The organism is Bradyrhizobium sp. USDA 3364 (assembly GCF_054056355.1).
Genome location: NZ_JBSRYG010000002.1, coordinates 4,971,844 through 4,987,833 on the forward strand (window position 1 = coordinate 4,971,844; position 15,990 = coordinate 4,987,833).

At 63.7% G+C, this 15,990-nt stretch carries 22 protein-coding genes and 2 pseudogenes; 11 read left to right on the forward strand and 13 right to left on the reverse strand.

Translation table 11 applies throughout. The features are described from left to right. The first annotated feature begins 126 nt into the window (after positions 1-126). Positions 127-711, forward strand: coding sequence for a TIGR00645 family protein (locus tag ACVILL_RS23540; RefSeq protein ID WP_456731214.1), 585 nt, complete (start codon positions 127-129; stop codon positions 709-711). Positions 712-863: 152 nt separating this feature from the next. After that, a complete protein-coding gene (locus ACVILL_RS23545; RefSeq protein ID WP_456734343.1) occupies positions 864-2,063 on the forward strand; it encodes a lytic murein transglycosylase in 1,200 nt (399 codons plus the stop codon). A gap of 155 nt (positions 2,064-2,218) precedes the next feature. Here the strand turns inward: ACVILL_RS23545 and ACVILL_RS23550 are convergent, their stop codons facing one another. Together ACVILL_RS23550 and ACVILL_RS23555 are read right to left on the reverse strand one after the other, a co-directional pair. Further along, the gene (locus tag ACVILL_RS23550) at positions 2,219-2,503 is read right to left on the reverse strand and encodes a hypothetical protein (protein WP_029084043.1); all 285 of its coding nucleotides are present in this window, start codon (positions 2,501-2,503) and stop codon (positions 2,219-2,221) included. A gap of 235 nt (positions 2,504-2,738) precedes the next feature. Continuing rightward, entirely contained in the window at positions 2,739-3,044 is a 306-nt protein-coding gene (locus ACVILL_RS23555; protein ID WP_456731215.1) for a hypothetical protein, read from the reverse strand. A 388-nt stretch (positions 3,045-3,432) separates the two neighbouring features. Between ACVILL_RS23555 and ACVILL_RS23560 the strand changes: the two genes are divergently transcribed. Together ACVILL_RS23560 and bfr are read left to right on the forward strand one after the other, a co-directional pair. Then, positions 3,433-3,705, forward strand: coding sequence for a (2Fe-2S)-binding protein (locus ACVILL_RS23560; RefSeq protein WP_016843730.1), 273 nt, complete (start codon positions 3,433-3,435; stop codon positions 3,703-3,705). 236 nt (positions 3,706-3,941) lie between these two features. Beyond that, positions 3,942-4,430 (forward strand): bacterioferritin, encoded by a 489-nt coding sequence (bfr, locus tag ACVILL_RS23565; protein ID WP_026193251.1) that lies wholly within the window; start codon positions 3,942-3,944, stop codon positions 4,428-4,430. 96 nt (positions 4,431-4,526) lie between these two features. On the opposite strand, the gene ACVILL_RS23570 is transcribed toward bfr, so the two are convergent. The 5 genes and pseudogenes from ACVILL_RS23570 to ACVILL_RS23590 all read right to left on the reverse strand — a co-directional run bounded on the left by ACVILL_RS23570 (position 4,527) and on the right by ACVILL_RS23590 (position 7,536). After that, positions 4,527-4,940, reverse strand: a complete 414-nt coding sequence (locus ACVILL_RS23570; RefSeq protein WP_456731216.1) for a hypothetical protein — start codon at positions 4,938-4,940, stop codon at positions 4,527-4,529. 169 nt (positions 4,941-5,109) lie between these two features. Next, positions 5,110-5,464, reverse strand: a pseudogene (locus ACVILL_RS23575) (hypothetical protein). Between the two features lie 60 nt (positions 5,465-5,524). Continuing rightward, a complete protein-coding gene (locus ACVILL_RS23580) occupies positions 5,525-5,929 on the reverse strand; it encodes an MmcQ/YjbR family DNA-binding protein (RefSeq protein ID WP_456731217.1) in 405 nt (134 codons plus the stop codon). A gap of 32 nt (positions 5,930-5,961) precedes the next feature. After that, entirely contained in the window at positions 5,962-7,023 is a 1,062-nt protein-coding gene (locus ACVILL_RS23585) for an alpha/beta fold hydrolase (protein WP_456731218.1), read from the reverse strand. Positions 7,024-7,134: 111 nt separating this feature from the next. Beyond that, the gene (locus ACVILL_RS23590; RefSeq protein WP_456731219.1) at positions 7,135-7,536 is read right to left on the reverse strand and encodes a nuclear transport factor 2 family protein; all 402 of its coding nucleotides are present in this window, start codon (positions 7,534-7,536) and stop codon (positions 7,135-7,137) included. Between the two features lie 140 nt (positions 7,537-7,676). On the opposite strand from ACVILL_RS23590, the gene ACVILL_RS23595 reads away from it, so the two are divergent. Together ACVILL_RS23595 and ACVILL_RS23600 are read left to right on the forward strand one after the other, a co-directional pair. Continuing rightward, positions 7,677-8,366 (forward strand): ArsR/SmtB family transcription factor, encoded by a 690-nt coding sequence (locus ACVILL_RS23595; protein ID WP_456731220.1) that lies wholly within the window; start codon positions 7,677-7,679, stop codon positions 8,364-8,366. 411 nt (positions 8,367-8,777) lie between these two features. Continuing rightward, a pseudogene (locus ACVILL_RS23600) lies at positions 8,778-9,493 on the forward strand (IS5 family transposase). 13 nt (positions 9,494-9,506) lie between these two features. On the opposite strand, the gene ACVILL_RS23605 reads toward ACVILL_RS23600, so the two are convergent. Beyond that, a complete protein-coding gene (locus ACVILL_RS23605; protein WP_016840968.1) occupies positions 9,507-9,752 on the reverse strand; it encodes a DUF2188 domain-containing protein in 246 nt (81 codons plus the stop codon). A gap of 120 nt (positions 9,753-9,872) precedes the next feature. Between ACVILL_RS23605 and ACVILL_RS23610 the strand changes: the two genes are divergently transcribed. Continuing rightward, positions 9,873-10,139, forward strand: coding sequence for a DUF2277 domain-containing protein (locus ACVILL_RS23610; protein WP_244066877.1), 267 nt, complete (start codon positions 9,873-9,875; stop codon positions 10,137-10,139). A gap of 85 nt (positions 10,140-10,224) precedes the next feature. Then, positions 10,225-10,452, forward strand: a complete 228-nt coding sequence (locus ACVILL_RS23615; RefSeq protein WP_456731221.1) for a hypothetical protein — start codon at positions 10,225-10,227, stop codon at positions 10,450-10,452. A gap of 51 nt (positions 10,453-10,503) precedes the next feature. Here the strand turns inward: ACVILL_RS23615 and ACVILL_RS23620 are convergent, their stop codons facing one another. Beyond that, on the reverse strand, positions 10,504-11,031 hold the full coding sequence (locus ACVILL_RS23620; RefSeq protein WP_456731222.1) for a collagen-like protein: 528 nt from the start codon (positions 11,029-11,031) through the stop codon (positions 10,504-10,506). Between the two features lie 103 nt (positions 11,032-11,134). Between ACVILL_RS23620 and ACVILL_RS23625 the strand changes: the two genes are divergently transcribed. Continuing rightward, on the forward strand, positions 11,135-12,136 hold the full coding sequence (locus tag ACVILL_RS23625) for a hypothetical protein (protein ID WP_456731223.1): 1,002 nt from the start codon (positions 11,135-11,137) through the stop codon (positions 12,134-12,136). A 127-nt stretch (positions 12,137-12,263) separates the two neighbouring features. Here ACVILL_RS23625 and ACVILL_RS23630 read toward each other — a convergent pair whose 3' ends face one another. Continuing rightward, positions 12,264-12,524, reverse strand: a complete 261-nt coding sequence (locus ACVILL_RS23630) for a helix-turn-helix domain-containing protein (protein ID WP_456731224.1) — start codon at positions 12,522-12,524, stop codon at positions 12,264-12,266. Between the two features lie 169 nt (positions 12,525-12,693). After that, the gene (locus tag ACVILL_RS23635) at positions 12,694-13,461 is read right to left on the reverse strand and encodes an SDR family NAD(P)-dependent oxidoreductase (protein WP_456731225.1); all 768 of its coding nucleotides are present in this window, start codon (positions 13,459-13,461) and stop codon (positions 12,694-12,696) included. A 125-nt stretch (positions 13,462-13,586) separates the two neighbouring features. Between ACVILL_RS23635 and ACVILL_RS23640 the strand changes: the two genes are divergently transcribed. Next, complete coding sequence (locus ACVILL_RS23640; protein WP_456731226.1) at positions 13,587-14,060, forward strand: hypothetical protein; 474 nt, start codon at positions 13,587-13,589, stop codon at positions 14,058-14,060. Positions 14,061-14,148: 88 nt separating this feature from the next. Here ACVILL_RS23640 and ACVILL_RS23645 read toward each other — a convergent pair whose 3' ends face one another. Next, on the reverse strand, positions 14,149-14,403 hold the full coding sequence (locus ACVILL_RS23645; protein ID WP_456731227.1) for a hypothetical protein: 255 nt from the start codon (positions 14,401-14,403) through the stop codon (positions 14,149-14,151). Positions 14,404-14,647: 244 nt separating this feature from the next. Between ACVILL_RS23645 and ACVILL_RS23650 the strand changes: the two genes are divergently transcribed. Then, positions 14,648-15,088 carry a hypothetical protein gene (locus ACVILL_RS23650; RefSeq protein WP_456731228.1) on the forward strand — a complete coding sequence of 147 codons (441 nt, stop codon included), beginning with the start codon at positions 14,648-14,650 and terminating at the stop codon, positions 15,086-15,088. A 310-nt stretch (positions 15,089-15,398) separates the two neighbouring features. Here the strand turns inward: ACVILL_RS23650 and ACVILL_RS23655 are convergent, their stop codons facing one another. Beyond that, on the reverse strand, positions 15,399-15,980 hold the full coding sequence (locus ACVILL_RS23655; protein WP_456731229.1) for a GDP-mannose pyrophosphatase: 582 nt from the start codon (positions 15,978-15,980) through the stop codon (positions 15,399-15,401). Between the last annotated feature and the right edge of the window lie 10 nt (positions 15,981-15,990).

Consider the following 15,990-nt stretch of genomic DNA (forward strand, 5'->3'; position numbering starts at 1 on the left):
ACGGTTCCTTATTTGCAAGATCGTGACGGCAGCGCGGCGCAATCTGCGGCCTGTTGTCGCTTTTCAAGCGCGCGGGATTGCGTAGATAGAGCGCTCCCGCAAATCGAATCCTGCGAGCACTCCAACATGTCCGCACTTTCCGAGGCGCGCGCTCCGCTCAAGGGCCGGTCGCTGCGTCCCGTTCCCATGCTGATCTTCGGATCGCGCTGGCTGCAATTGCCGCTCTATGTCGGCCTGATCATCGCCCAGGGCGTCTATGTCGTGCTCTTCTTGAAAGAGCTCTGGCACCTGTTCGCCCATGCCTTCGATTTCAGCGAGCAGCAGATCATGCTGGCCGTCCTCGGCCTGATCGACGTCGTCATGATCTCGAACCTGCTGGTGATGGTGATCGTCGGCGGTTACGAGACCTTCGTCTCGCGCCTCAACCTGCAGGGCCATCCCGACGAGCCGGAATGGCTCAGCCACGTCAACGCCAGCGTCTTGAAGATCAAGCTGGCGATGGCGATCATCGGCATCTCCTCGATCCATCTGCTGCGCACCTTCATCGAGGCCGGCGCGCTGTCGTCGGGCAAGGGCAACTACACCGAGACCGGCGTGATGTGGCAGACCATCATCCACTGCGTCTTCATCCTGTCGGCCATCGGCATCGCCATCGTCGACAAGCTGTCGAACGACTCGATCGAGGGCGCCAAGCAGCAGGCGGGGCATTAGCGCGCCTGCGAGAAGGTTCACAGCAATCCAGTGTCGTGATAAGGCTCACGACACTGGATATCGCGGGTGTCCGCCGGATGGCGCGCCCATTGGACCGCTGCGTGAACAGGTTGTTGCATTTGGCATTCCTCCGCGCGCTTGCCTTCGGGCTTCTGCTTGCATCCTCATCCGTCGTCTCGCCTGCGCGCGCGGCCGACGCTGCCTTCACCCAGTTCATCGCCTCGCTATGGCCGGAGGTCCAGGCGGCCGGCGTGTCGCGCGCGACCTTCGAGCGCGAGACGCGCTCCCTCGAGCCCGACTACAAGCTGCCCGACCTGATCTTGCCCGGACGTCCCAAGACCGGCGCGCCGGCGCAGGCCGAGTTCGTGCAGGTGCCGGCCGACTACATCAAGGAAGCCTCGATCACGCGGCTTGCCGCGGAGGGGCAGCGGCTGTTGCAGAAGTATCGTCCGGCGCTCGATGCGATCGAGAGACGGTTCGGCGTTCCGGCCCCCATCGTGCTGGCGATCTGGGGCCGCGAGACCGACTATGGCCGCTATGCGCTGCCCTACGACACGCTGCGCGTGGTGGCGACGCAGGCCTATGTCGGCCGCCGCAAGGATCAGTACCGCAACGAGTTCATCCTCGCGCTGAAGATCCTCGGCGAGGGCGCCGTGACGCGCAAGGAGATGACCTCCTCCTGGGCGGGCGCGACCGGCTACACCCAGTTCCTGCCGTCGGAGTATTACAAGCACGGCGTCGATCTCGACGGCGACGGCAAGGTCGACATCTGGCACTCGGTGCCCGACGCGCTCGCTTCCGCGGCGCAGCAGCTGGTCAACAAGGGCTGGCAGCCCGGCGTGCGCTGGGCCTACGAGGTCACGGCGCCGTCCAATGCCGACTGCACGATGGGCGTGCCCGAGGTGACAAAGCCGATCAGCCAGTGGCTGCGCGCCGGCTTCGTGCCGGTGCGCGGGCAAAAGCTCAACGCCACCGAGCAGGCGCAATCGGCCTCGCTGCTGCAGCCGGAAGGCATCTACGGTCCGGCCTTCCTGACCACGCCGAACTACTTCGTGATCAAGGAGTACAATTTCTCCGATCTCTACGTGCTGTTCGTCGGCCATCTCGCCGACCGCATGACGAGCCCGCAGCCGTTCGCGACGCCGTGGTCGGCGTCGAAGCAGCTGCGCTCGGCCGATGTCGAGGCGATGCAGCAGCAGCTGACGAAGATCGGCCTCTACAAGGACAAGCTCGACGGCAAGGCCGGGATGCAGACCCGCGCGGCGCTCGGCGCCTACCAGAAGCAGGCCGGGCTGAAGGTCGATTGCTGGCCGAGCGAGGCGGTGCTGCGCGCGATGAACGGACAGCGCTAGGGCATGATCCGGAAAAGTACGAAGCGGTTTTCCGAAAAGATCATGCGCAAACAAAGAGCCTTAAGAACGACTGCCAGGATTGTTTCGCAGTAGAAAAGAAAAACCCGGCCGCGAAGCCGGGTTTTCGAGGGTGATGCAGATCACGTGTTGGTCGATCAGTCGCAAACCTGGATGCGACGGAAGCGCCAGCCGTAGCCGTCCCAGAAGCGCTCACGAACCCAGCGGCACGGAGCTTCTTCGACATAGGTCGGGGCCGGTGCAACATAGACCGGAGCGGGGCGGGCGCCTGCAATCGCGCCGCCGAGCAGGGCGCCGCCGATCAGGCCGCCGGCAACGCCGGCCGCGACGGCGCCGCCGTCACCAGCCTTGGCAGCCGGAGCAACGGCCAGCGAACCGGCAATCGTGGTAACGGCGACAAGGGCAGCTAAAGTCTTCTTCATGTCTTTGGCTCTCCTGGAAGGTGGTGGCGTCGTGGCTCGACGCCGGGTTTAGGTGACTCGCACGCTGATCTCGAACTGCTGTCTTGCTAAACAGCGCAGAACAGTCAACCGAAAGTAAACGTCCGCAGGCTGATCGCGCAGAAAAGCGGTTTTTTCTGGCCTTCGACAGCAGAGGTCCCGGAGAAACAGTCGGTTTTCCGGGACATCTGGTTCGATTTAATCGAGATGAACGGGATCAATCGCAAACGCGGACGCTGCGAACGCGCCAGGTGTAGCCGTCCCAGAACCGCTGACGCTGCCAGAAGCAGTCGGGGCCGTAACCTGGCTCGGCGACGTAAGCCGGACCGGGTGCGTAGTAGCCATAGCCCGGACCGTAATAGCGGTTCTGCGATGCGATCGCGCCGCCGACGATGGCACCACCGATCAATCCCGCAGCGACGCCGGCGGCGACACCGCGTTGTGCATGGGCCGGGGCGGGCACCGCCACGGTCGAAGCCGCCACAGCGGCAACGGCGCAAAGCGCCACCAATGTCTTCTTCATGGCCTCACCTTTCTCACGGGAGCAGTGACAGCGTGCGCTGGCGATCTGTCTGACGCCGAAGGTTCCATATTCAGCTTGAATGATCAATGAACGACGCTGCCGTATTCGCGTCCAAATGCTTGCAGCTTTTGGAATATCTTGCAACGCACAAGCTTGTAGTGCCGGGCCGACGCGGATTCTCGGGGCGGTTTGTGGTGATGGCGGCGCGGATCGGCCCGTGAGGCCGCCTGGCTTGGTATTCCCGAACCCGATGCGTTTTAGACTCATTCCAATATGAATCCCGCATCAGTTTGGAATTGCTACAAAAACCGCTTTTTCCTTTTGCATCGCGCAGGCGCCGACAATATCCATATTGCCAAGCATCACCGTTGGACCCTGCCTCTCTCCGATGATTGTCTGTTCCTGTAACGTCCTCAGCGACCATGATGTCCGCAATGCCGTGAATGGCGGCGGGTCTGTGACCCGAAATGCCAAGCAGGTGTATGGCTGCCTCGGCTGCAGTGCCGAATGCGGCCGCTGCGCGCGCACCATCAAGGCGATCATCGACGAGGCGCTTGGTCCCTGCGCCAAGGCCTGCTGCTCCGGTTGCCCCCATAGCGGCCATCCGCACGCCGCCAACGAGGACGCCGAGCCGGCCGAGTTCGCACTCGCGGCCTGCTAGAGCGATTTCCGGTTCGCCTCGAATCCGACCCGACGCCTCAGCTTTCTTGTCTTGACGTGCTGTCTTCACGCGAATCGGCTTCTCCTGCGCCGCACGATGGCCCTGTCTCCGCCAAATCCCCCAAATCCGATTATCCGCGCGCTGCTTCCGCGAAGGGTTGCTCTCTCCGGTAATCTGATTTAGAAGCATTCTAAATACGGTGCTGGCCGATTTGGCCGCGACAGGTGGAGTGGATCATGCAAGGCGACCCGAAGGTCATCGATTATCTGAACAAGGGGCTGCGCAGCGAACTGACCGCCATCAACCAGTACTGGCTGCACTACCGGATGCTCAACAATTGGGGCCTCCTGGAGATGGCCAAGGTCTGGCGCAAGGAGTCCATCGAGGAGATGGAGCACGCCGACAAATTCGTCGATCGCATCCTGTTTCTCGACGGTTTCCCGAACCTGCAGGTGCTCGATCCCCTGAAGATCGGCCAGGACGTCAAGGAGATCATCGAGTGTGATCTCGCCGCCGAGATCGGCGCCCGCACGCTCTACCAGGAGGCGGCGACCTACTGCCACGGCGTCAAGGACTATGTCAGCCGCGACCTGTTCGAGCAGCTGATGAAGGACGAGGAAGACCACATCGACTTCCTCGAGACCCAGCTCGACCTGATCAAGCGTATTGGTCTTGAGCTCTATACCCAGAAGCACGTCGGCCATCTGAAGGGCGAGGATTCCTGATCGCCTGCTTCGCGCGCGGAGAGCGACGCCGGAAATACGAGAGGCCGTCCTTGCGGGCGGCCTCTTTTTCTTGCGCGATCCTGGTCGCGTGCTTTCTCAGTAGCACCGCGTGATGTTGACGGTGCGGTCGCCGTTGCGGCCGGGCACCGTGACGCTCTCGGTCGGGCAGCTCGAGACATAGGGGCGATCCGACGGCACCACGGCCGGTGGATAGCGATGCGCCCAGTCCCACGGCACGTCCTGGGTGTAGGTGTAACGAACGTCGTTCGAGACCGGCGGCGGGACCTCGGCGGCGATCGGAGCAGCCGCCAATGCGTCGTCGTAATATCCGCTCGTCCCGGGCAACACGATGCCGGGCACCCGCACATGATGGCGGAATGCCGGATGGTGCGAGGAGAACGTACCGCGCGCCGCGCCTGCGGATCTCGCATCGGTCGCGGTCGAGGACGCGAGCAGCAGCGCTGCAACACCAAGGGACGCAATCAGCGCCCCATTTGTTCGAAAGCTCATGGCACGCACCAACCCGTGGTTACGGAGCATTGTGCGGACGCTAGGCCGGGCCGCGCTGCGCCCGCAAACTCATCCTTAATTATTGGTTAAAAAGTAAGGTTAACAAAGAGTATTTGTCTCAAATTGGCGCGATCTCGGGCGCGGGCTCTGCGCAGCGGGGGGCACCGCCTCAGACCGCGTCCGCCGGAACGAAGCACGCTGATGATGATGTTGCCGCGGTGGTGCACGTACCACACCACGGCCTCGCCGACCGGATTGCCGCGATCGCGGATCACGGCGCGCTCCGGCACCATCATCCATTCGCCCTCGATCGGCACCCAATAGGCGCCGCTGCGAACATCATAGCTCGTGCGATGGCCGTCGGAGATATCGCAGCACGGCACGCCGTTCGGCGCGATCACGCTCTTGAACCAGGCGCGGATGTCAGGCGGCACGTTGTCGTATTGGCCGTTGTCGAAAGCCAGCGCAGCGCCCGCCTTCATCGCGAGCCACGCGAGCACTGCGATATGCGTGAGCCTTCGCATTGCATTCCTCCGCGAAAACCTTTTGCGCGATTAGGCACGAACCGCGTGCGGGATGCATGCTCAAAGAATGAGCGAAGCAGTGTGGTCCTGCTTGATGCAGTGCGGGATCATGGCACTCAGGACGGCGTCTTCGCGCGTGGCCTTCTTCGCCGGCTTCGCCGCGATATTGTCCCGCGCCATTGTCAGTGCGCTGCGCAGCGTCGTTGCGTCGGCTTTCGCGAGGCGGACATTGGTGCTGCCGCCCTTGCCCCAGCCGCCCGGCACCGGCCGGAAGATCTCCGGCTCGGCCTCGACCACGACAGCCTGCTGCTCCGGCGTCAGCTTGACCACGCCCCAGTCCTTGTCGGGATAGCCGAGCGTTGCGAAGATGCGCGTGCCGACGCGGAAGTCGGCGGTGCCGTGATGCGCGCCTTCGACCACCTCGGAGAGACTCAGTGCGATCTTGCGGAAGCGGTCTTGCGACATCGCTTTGATCTCGGCTCTGATCTCCGCGACACCTACATCGTCCGCTGCGGCGCGGTCTGCAGCAACTCCTGCAACTGCTTCGCATAGAACTTGGCATCGCCGGTGGTGAGATGCCCGCGCGTCTCGGTGCTCGCCGGGATCAGATAGATCCTGCCGTTCTTGATCCGCTTCACTGCCGCTTCGGTGACGCCGGTCTCCGGCGGATTGCGTTCGTCGTCGGCCGCGTTGATCGCGAGCAGGGTGGCCTCAATCTTCTCCATTCCCGCCGACGGGTCGTAATCGTGCGAGGCCTCCCATTGATAGATGTAGTCATTGGCATCTGCGGTGACCGGCAGCGCCAGCTGGTCGTCGACCATCTTGTCGGCCTGCGGCGCAGTCGGCGCCAGCGTCTGGTAGCCGAGCGTGCCGCCGGCGCTCGCGAAGCGATAGGTCGCGATGGCGTATTTCATCATCCGCGGCTGGCTGGTGTAGTTGCCGCCATTGTAGTCGGGATCGTTGCGGATCGTGTCCAACATCGTCCGCCGCAGGATCCAGTTGCGCGCCGCCATCGCCGTCGGCTGCGAGGCCATCGGCACCAGGACATCCATCATCTGCGCATAGCGCACGCCCCAGATCCAGGTGTGCATGCCGCCCATCGAGTTGCCGATCACGAGCCGCAGGTGCTTGATGCCGAGCCCCTCGGTGACGAGCCGGTATTGCGCATCGACCATGTCGTTGTAGTCGTATTTCGGAAAGCTCGTCCGCATCGCATCAGACGGCTTCGACGATTTGCCGTGCCCGATGCCGTCGGGGATGATGACGTAGTACTTCGATGCGTCGAGCGGCTGGCCCGGGCCGAACAACTGGCCGGCAAAGGCCGGCGTCAGCATGCTGGCGGCGGAGCCGCCGGAACCGTGCAGCACCAGCACCGGCTGCCCGGTCGGCGCGCCGACCGTGGTGTAGTGCAGCCGCAGTTCCGGCATCACCTCGCCGCTGTGAAACTTGAAGTCCCTCGCGATCCACTCGCCATCTTGCGGCGCGGGATAATCTGCAGCCATGGCCGGTACCGACATCGAGACGAGGGCGGCCAGAAGCGCCGCGCACAAACGGATCATAGTGCTTCTCCCCATGCGCGGCGCGTTTGTCCAGCCGCGGCGGCGCAAGCCTAGCATGACGGAAAGCGTTGTCCGAGAGCTGCGCCGCGCGGCTGGCGAAGATGTGTCCCGCTAGCTCGCCTTCAGTACGTTCAGTGCATACCAACCCCAATAGACCCGGTGGCGCTGGATCAGGCCGTCCCTGATCTCCATGACCTCGACGAGATCCATCTGGTCGCCGTCCGGAGACTGGCGCGGATATTCCCAGGTAAGAATTTTGCCGTCGCTGAAGAAGCCCTGCTTGAAGCGCCGCCGCTGCGGCGGGTTGGTGCGGAACACGCGTGTGACGAATTCGCGCAGCGCGTTGCGGCCCTGGACGATGCCGTCCTTGCTCTGCATCAAATGCTGCACCAGCGGGCTCTCGATCGAGGCGTCTTGCGCGTAGAGCGCCAGTGCCGCCTCGAGGTCCTTGTTGCCGAGGGCTTCGTCCCAAAGCCTGTAGATGCGTTCCGCGTCGCTATTGCCTGCTGTCATGATTGTTCCCTTGTGTTTCGTTGACTGAAGCCGATTTGAGCGGAGGCGGCCGTCGCGACGTTTCAGGAAAATCTGAAATGAGTTTCGCGATGTTGCGAATGCGCGTAGGACGGTTCCAGCGTGAACTGGAGGACGGTGCGGTGGGATCATCCCAACCGGTGCAGACGGGATTTTCGCGGATCGCCGAGGCATTGGGCGATCCGGTGCGCGAGGCCATGGTCAGCGCGCTGGCCGACGGCAAGGCACTGCCCGCGGGCGAGCTCGCCGCGGTCGCCGGCATTTCGCCGCAAGGCGCCAGCGCGCATCTGCAGAAGCTGGTCGACGCGCGCGTGCTGTTGGTGTGGGCGCAGGGCCGGTTCAGATATTACCGGATCAGGGACGACGACGTCGCGGCGCTGATCGAGAACCTCGTCGATCTCGCGGCCAAGGGCACTGCCGGGCGCCGGCGTGCGATGCCGGCCGAGCAGCTCAGGCAATCGCGCACCTGCTACCATCACCTCGCCGGGCAGCTCGGCGTGCTGCTGTCGAATGCGCTGATCCGCCGCCGCCTCGTCATCATCGACGGCCGCGTTGGCCGGGTGACCGAGCAGGGGCTGGCCTGGTGCCGTGCCGAAGAGATCGACTTCGATCCGGCGCGGCAGCCGCATCTCAGGCTCTGCAATGACTGGACCGAGCGGGTGCCGCATCTCGCGGGTCCGTTTGCCAATGCCGTGCTCACACGGCTGGTCGAGATGCGCGGCGTTGCGCCGCACCGGATTCCACGCGCGCTGCGGGTCACCGATCGCGGGCGGGCCTTCTTCGATCGGCTCGGCGTGCAGGTTCCGTTCTGAAGCCGCGGCCGGACTAAAGCCTGATGAGATTGGGTTGAGCTGGAACGGCGTCAAAAGTTCACCTCTCCCTTGGGAGAGGTCGATTTGCGCAGCAAATCGGGTGAGGGGTTACGGTCTATCGAGAGAGCAAGAGCCTTCACCCGGATTGCTTCGCAATCCGACCTCTCCCCGTCGGGGAGAGGTGAAGCAAGACCGCACCAAGCCGATTCAACCAAAACTCATCGCGCTCTCATCTCTTTGTTTGAGCATGATCTTTTCGGAAAACCGGTTTCCACTTTTCCGGATCATGCTCTAGGCGGTGTGGACTCTAAGGATTCCCTTTTGAGGGCAAATCAGATTCAAGGCTTGTTTTGGGAGGCGGCCTTGGGTGTGATGGATCGTTTGGTGTTGAGCGACGCGGCTTGGGAGCGCATGGCGCCGCTCATCATCGGCCGGCCTGACCAGAAGGGTTCGACCGGACGCGACAACCGGATGTTCGTGGAAGGGGTGCTCTGGATCGTTCGCACCGGCTCTCCCTGGCGTGATCTTCCGGAGGCGTTTGGGGATTGGAACAGCGTGTTCCGGCGCTTCAGTCGATGGAGCACCAAGGGTGTCTGGTTGCGGATCTTCGAGGCGATGTCCGATGATCCGGACTTCGAATATCTGATCGTCGATTCCACCATCGTCCGGGCGCATCAGCACGCCGCCGGGGCGAAAAAAGGGGGTCTGAAGATCAGGCGATCGGCCGCTCGCGCGGCGGCTTGAGCACCAAGATACATATGGCCGTCCGAGGTTTGGGATGCCCCGTGCGGTTCACGCTCACCGCGGGCCAGAAGGGCGATGCACCGCAAGCCGCCACCTTGATTGAGGGATTGCCCGCCGAGGTGGTCATGGCCGATACGGCCTATGACGCCGATCACTTGCGCCAAGCCATCGCGGCCAAGGGCGCGCTCGCCGTCATCCCCAACAACCCGTCACGTGCACTCAAGCATCCGCTCGACAAGCATCTCTATGCCCAGCGGCATCTCGTCGAATGCTGCTTCAGCAAACTCAAGCAGTTCCGCCGCGTCGCAACGCGCTTCGAAAAGACAGCCCGAAATTACCGAGCCGTCGTCACTCTCGCTGCAATCGTCCTATGGACACGATAAGTGTCCACACCACCTAGCGGCCGTCCTCGACCTCGGTCTCCGGGCGATCGTTGCCGGAGGCGGTCTCGGTCAGCCATTTGCCGTCCGACGTTTCGTACTGGATCGCCTCGGTGCGTCCGGGAACACGCTGTTCATTGGCGGCGCGGCGGGCGGCGGCAAGCGCCGCGGCATGGGTTGGAAACGGTTCCGAGAACACCCCGTTGACGGTATAGGCCCAGCCGCCGTCGTGCTGGACCACCTTGTAGATCACGTGGCTCATCCGGAACCTCGCTCCCGCCGTGGACGATGGGGCTGCCAGAATAGACCACGATGTCGTATTTTGCAGCAGCCGATCGTCTTTGAGACAGCCGCCCGCCCCTGCGGGCGAGGGGAGACCGACATGTGCCGCAATATCAAGACGCTGTTCAACTTCGAGCCGCCCGCCACCGAGGATGAGATCCACGCCTCGGCGCTGCAGTTCGTGCGCAAATTGTCCGGCTTCAACAAGCCGTCGCAGTCCAATGAGGCCGCCTTCAACCTTGCCGTGACCGAGGTCTCGGACGCCGCGCGCAAGCTTCTGATCTCGTTGCAGACCGCGGCGCCGGCGCGCGATCGCGAGGTCGAGGCGGAGAAGGCGAGGGAGCGTTCGCGCCTGCGGTTCGGCTGAGGTCAGGGCATTCCGTGATGCAGGTCACGGTACGGCGCTTCCCTCCCGGGGCATCATTGCCGTCCGCCCGATCCGGAGCAACGCCATGAAGCCTGCCGCCCTGCTCACATTCTGTTCGATTGCGTTCGCCGTGCTCTGGACTTGCGGCATGCTGTGGTCGAGCGGCACGATCGACCTCGCCAACGTCATCATCCTGTCGGCGTGCGGCGCGTTCGCGGGTGTGGCCTGGTACTACGCGATGCGCTGGGTCTTTCAGCTCATGCAGCTCGGCCGGCCCTCCGATCCTCCGGCCAAACCCGGGACCGAGCGGTAAGCTTCGCGCGACCCGGACATGGCTGGCCGTGTCGTCGCAATGAAAGAAGGCTTACTTCTTGTCCTTCTTGCGGTGCTTCTTCTTTTTCTTGTGATCGTCGTCTTCGTCGTCATCCTCAGCGAAATCGACTGCGTCGACGTCAAGCGCGATCGCCTCCGCTGCGGCACGCTCGGCGGCATCGTGCTCGGCGAGCTCCGCGGCCTCACGCTCCTTGATGCGCTTGTAGTCTTCCCAGGCGTCGAAGATCATGTGCAGCCACGGCATCACCTGCTCGATCGACGGCAGTTGGCCGGGCGGGCCGGCTTCACCACGCGGGCCGGCCGGCCCCTGCGGTCCCTGAGGACCGGCTTCGCCGCGCGGACCCTGCACGCCAGCCTTGCCTTGCGCCCCCGGCTTGCCCTGCGGACCTGCCTTTCCAACCGCTCCAGCCTTGCCCTCGGGGCCTGGCTTGCCGCGCGCACCTTCCGGCCCCGGCCGTCCCGGGTGCCCCTGTGGTCCGGGCTTTCCCGGCTCGCCCTGACGGCCCTGCGGTCCCTGCGCACCTCGTGCCCCCTGGCGGGAAATTGTCTCGTCAGCCACTGATATACTCCGTCGCGATTTGAAGCCGCTTGTAACAGAGGTTGGACGACAGCTTCAATTCTGCCCATCGGCACCGATGCAATCGATCAACAGTCATAATTCCATGGGCATTATGACAACGGAGGACGTGTTGCGGGTTCTGGTCGGCAGCTACGGCGAAGCATCGCAACCGCTCGACATCGTCGTGACGCGGCACGATGTGCTCGACGAAGCGGCCTTTCGCAGCACCGGCGTGCTCGACCTCTACGAGGAGCTGTTTCCCGCGAGCGAGCGCGACAGCCCCGACGACATCGTGCGCTGGCTGCTGTCGGATGATGTCGGCGAGATCAGACAATTCAGCGTCGGCGGCCGCCAGATGTCCTATCGTCTCGACTCGCGCTGCTTCATCCTGCGCGCCGCCGGGCGCGCGATCGGGCTCGGCTTCTTCACCTATGATCACGCAAGCGATCTGATCTACTGCAACTACGTCGGCGTCGCAAAAGCGTGGCGTGGCGGCGGGCTGGCGCGCGCGTTCTACCGCGAGATGGTCGCCATGCTCGATGCGCTGTTTCCGCGCAATATCGGCGTGGTGCTCGAGGTCGAGCCGTACGATCGCGATCGCCTCGGCGCGATCATCGATGATCTCGGACGAACCGGCAGGCAGCAACTCGGGGCGGATGAGCAGGCCGAGATCCGCAGACTGCTCCGCGTCGGCTGGTACGACAAGCTCGGCTATTCAGTCTTCAGCGACACGCGCACGATGCGGCCAATAGCGTGTCGCTCGCCATGTCTCGATTCGTCACTGCCGTCATCGGATTGGGCAGCTGGCGAGGAAAGCTACTGGCTGATGTGGAAGGCGCGGGCCGGCGCGCGCCTTGTGGAGATGCGCGTCGGTGAACTCTGGCAAGAAGCGGTCAGGGCGATTTATATCGAGATCCTGGCCAAATCTCTCGTCGATGACGATCCGCATGGACGCCGCGACTATTGGGATTATGCGACGGCTCTGGTCGCGCAGATGCTGCAACAATCTGCGGCGGCCGACGTGCGTCTCGCACGTTGTCTCGGCGAGGACGCCAGCGAGTTGCTGACGCGCTGGCGGCGCCTTGCGATCGACCTGCCGATCTAGAAGATGATCTTGAAACGCGCGAAGCCGCTTTCCCTTGCGGCAAACGCCAGGCGCTCGCGCGAAGACCATTCCCAACCAAGAAAATAAAGCGCGATGACGATTCGTGATCTCATCGCGCCTTAGTGTGTTAGGCCGCGGCGTGCTCGCTCAGCGGCACGTCGATGCCTTCGGCCGAATATTCGCGGATCTTGTTCCGCAACGTCCGGACCGACAGTCCGAGCACCCGCGCAGCGCGGGTGCGGTTGCCGTCGCAGCGTGCGAGCGTTTGCAGCACCAGTTCCCGCTCGACTTCATCGACGGTTGCGCCGATCAGCAGTGGGACAATTTGATTTGGAGCCAGCGACGGCAGCAGTGCTTCCGGCGAAGGTACGGTGGATGCGTAAGACATGAACTCCTCCCGATCAACGCCCGCCTCGTCGATGAAGCGAAGACATCGAGAACCAACTACCCCGTAGATCCACGGTGTGCCGGTTTGGTTAACAAGCCCTTAACGCGCCGCTAACTCCCTGCTCTGTAAGCAAAATACCCAGAAATCGCCACGATTGCGGTTCCATCGGTCACAATGTGCGGTAGCCGCCGTCCACCATCACGATCGATCCCGAGACATAGGCCGACAGGTCCGAGGCGAGGAAGATCGCGGGACCGACGATGTCTTCCGGCTTGCCGGCGCGGCCGAGCGGAGTGTGGTCCATGAAGACTTTCACGAGGTCGGGATTGGTCGCGCGCACCTTCTCGTTCAGCGGCGTCTCGATGAAGCCGGGGCCGATCGCGTTGACGCGCACGCCGTCCTTGCCGAGCTCGGCGGCGAGCGCCTTGGTGAAGCCGAGCACGCCGTGCTTGGAGGCGGTGTAGGCCGGCGAACTCGGCGTGCGCAGATGCACGAAGGACTGGATCGAACCGATATTGACGATGCGCCCCTTGTTCTTGCGCAGCGGCGCGAGGAAGGAATGCGTCACGTTGAAGACGCCGGTGAGATTGATCGAGATGATGTCTTCCCAGTCCTTGATCACGGCCTCATCGGTGCCGAGCATGCCGTTGCGGCGCGCGATGCCGGCGTTGTTGACCAGGATCGAGACCGCTCCGACCTTGTCGGCCACCTGCTTCGCCATCGCGATACAGGCGTCGCGATCGGTGACGTCGAGCGCAAAGCTCTCCGCCTTGCCGCCGGCGTCGCGAATCTCCCTGGCCGCTTCCGCCGCCGCATCGCCGTTCATGTCGAGCAGCACCACGCGCGCACCTTCGCGGCCGTAACCCAATGCGATGGCGCGCCCGATCCCCGAGCCTGCACCGGTGATGACGGCGATGTGATTGTCGAGAAGGGCCATGGCGTTTCCTCGTTTCTGATTTGTGAGCGTTGTCGACAACACTATTCAAAACTGCGCCAACCGAAACGCCAAGCCGCGTTTGCGCGTTGCTGTTATCCGGATTCGGATGACAGTACGGACCGATCATGGACCCGCATATCAGACACTGGAAAGTTGCGATCGAGCGCTTCTGCGCGGCGCCGGATCCCGACTATCGCGAGATGGCCAAAATGGTCGCCGAGATCGCCGCGACCGACATCGACGAGACGCTGCGGCATGCGGCCGCACAGGTGCTGCCGATCCTGCGCCAGGCGGCGATTAAATCGGCCGACCGCCGCACCAAGTCGATGGCGCAGCGCCGCCTCGGCATCGTCAGCGATGCGCTGCACATGCTGTCCGCGCCGCAGTTCGGTCGTCGCGGCCTGACGCCGAAGGCGCTGACGCAAGACGAGCGCTACCGGCAATTGCTCGGCCTGCCGTTCGGCCGCCACCTTGCGGTGACCGAAGTCCAGCAGGCGTTCAAGCGCGCCGCCAAGACGGTGCATCCCGACGGCGGCGGCAACGGCGCGGCGTTCCTCGAACTCGCCGCCGCGCGCGACGCATTGATCAAGCATCACTGACGCTTGATCGCGTCATTCCGGACAACACGCGGGCGGGCGCCGCGGCATCACCGCGTGCCCGCCCGGCGCGTGATCGATCGGCGATTGCTCAGAACGCGCAGGTGCCGTTGTTCAGGAGACCGGTCTTGTAGACGAAGGCGGCGTCGAAAGTCGGCAGCTCCTCGCTGACGATCGCATAGTTCGCCGGCCACGGCGTGGTCGGGATGCTCTGGTCCCAGATCTGGCAGAAGCCGGTGTCCTGCCAGCGGATCAGGTGATAGGGCGTGGCGCTGGCCGGGCTTGCCGTGGCAAGCACGGACACGGTGGCAGCAACGGCGGCGCAGGCAATCGTAAGACGACGCATGGGAAATCTCCGGTTCGAAAAATATGGGCTCAGCGAGTTAAATCTTGCAGCTCTGGGGCCGATCGCCCCGGACATGCAGTGAGTATTGCCGTCCCGGGAACAGGTTCAATGCGTCTTGCGCCGAAGCAATTCGGGTGAACGGCCCCCGCTGTCCCAAATTGCGTCGGGTTGAGTGCTTGCTACAGTCGGCGGGTTGCGATTCGTATCCACGTCGCGACGTGAGCCATTCCTGGGGAGACCGCACATGAAACTTTCATCCACCCCTCGCGCCGCACTGGTCGCGCTGATCGCGTTCACGGGGCTTGCCTTCTCGTCCGCGGCCCGTGCCGACGGCGGCTTCGTCAGGCTCACGATCTACAAGGCCGGATGGATCATCGGCGGCTCCGGCGGCAGCGGCGTGCTGACGTTCCGCGGCCGCTCCTATCCGCTCTCGACCGGCGGTCTCGATTACGGCCTGGTGTTCGGCGGCTCCAAGACCGTGCTGCGCGGCCGCGTCAGCAACATCAATCGTCCGTCCGACGTTGCCGGCGTCTACGGCGCGGCCGGGGCAGGGCTCGCCCTCGGCCGCGGTGCCCGCGCGATCGTGCTGACCAACCAGAAGGGCGCGGTGCTCGAATTGACCGGTCATCAGGTCGGCCTGATGGCGAATGCCGATCTGAGCGGCCTTGCGATCACGATGCAGTAGTACGCTTCGTTCGATCTATCCCCGTCATCCTGAGGAGCGCGTCTTCGCGCGTCTCGAAGGATGCACGGCCCGGCCGGTGGCCGATTCATCCTTCGAGGCTCGCCGAAGAGGCTCGCACCTCAGGGTGACGGGGATAGGGGCCAGCGTGCGCTCGCGTGATTTCGGAATATTAGAAGCCTATCCGTGAGTTGCCCGACGTGTCAAGTCGAGCGCCGGCCGCAGTCGAGCGCCGGCCGCTGCTGGCTCCTTTGCATGGGGTTGTTTTCGATATTTTGGCAGCGCGCCTCCCTGCAAGTGGCCGCGGCGGTACCTACTTGAACAGATGTAGTGCTGCGTATTGCAGCAGCATGATGGTCTTGGCGTCGACGATGCGGCCGTCGCTGATCATGGCGAGCGCGTCGTCGATCGCAAGCTCCAGCACCTCGATGTCCTCGCCCTCGTCGGCGAGCCCGCCGCCGTCGCCGATCCGCATCGCGGCGTCGTATTCGGCGACGAAGAAATGCAGCTTCTCGGTCACCGCGCCCGGCGTCATGAACGCTTCGAACACTTTTCGCACGTGCTCGAGGCGATAACCGATCTCTTCCTCCGCCTCGGCGCGGATGCGTGCTTCCGGCGCGGCGTCGTCGAGCATGCCGGCGGCGGCCTCGATCAGGAGATCATCATAGCCGTTGGCGAAAGCGGGGTAGCGGAACTGCCGCACCAGCACCACCGTGCGGGCCTTCAGATTGTAGGGCAACAGCACCGCGCCGTTGCCGCGGTCGTAGACCTCGCGCACCTGGGTCTGCCATTCGCCATTGCTGCGGCGGTAATCGAAAGTCGCGCTCTTCAGCTCGTAGCGGCGCTTCGAAAGCAGCTCGACGTCCTTGACGCGGACGCGGTCGGCGATGCTCATGCGTCGATCC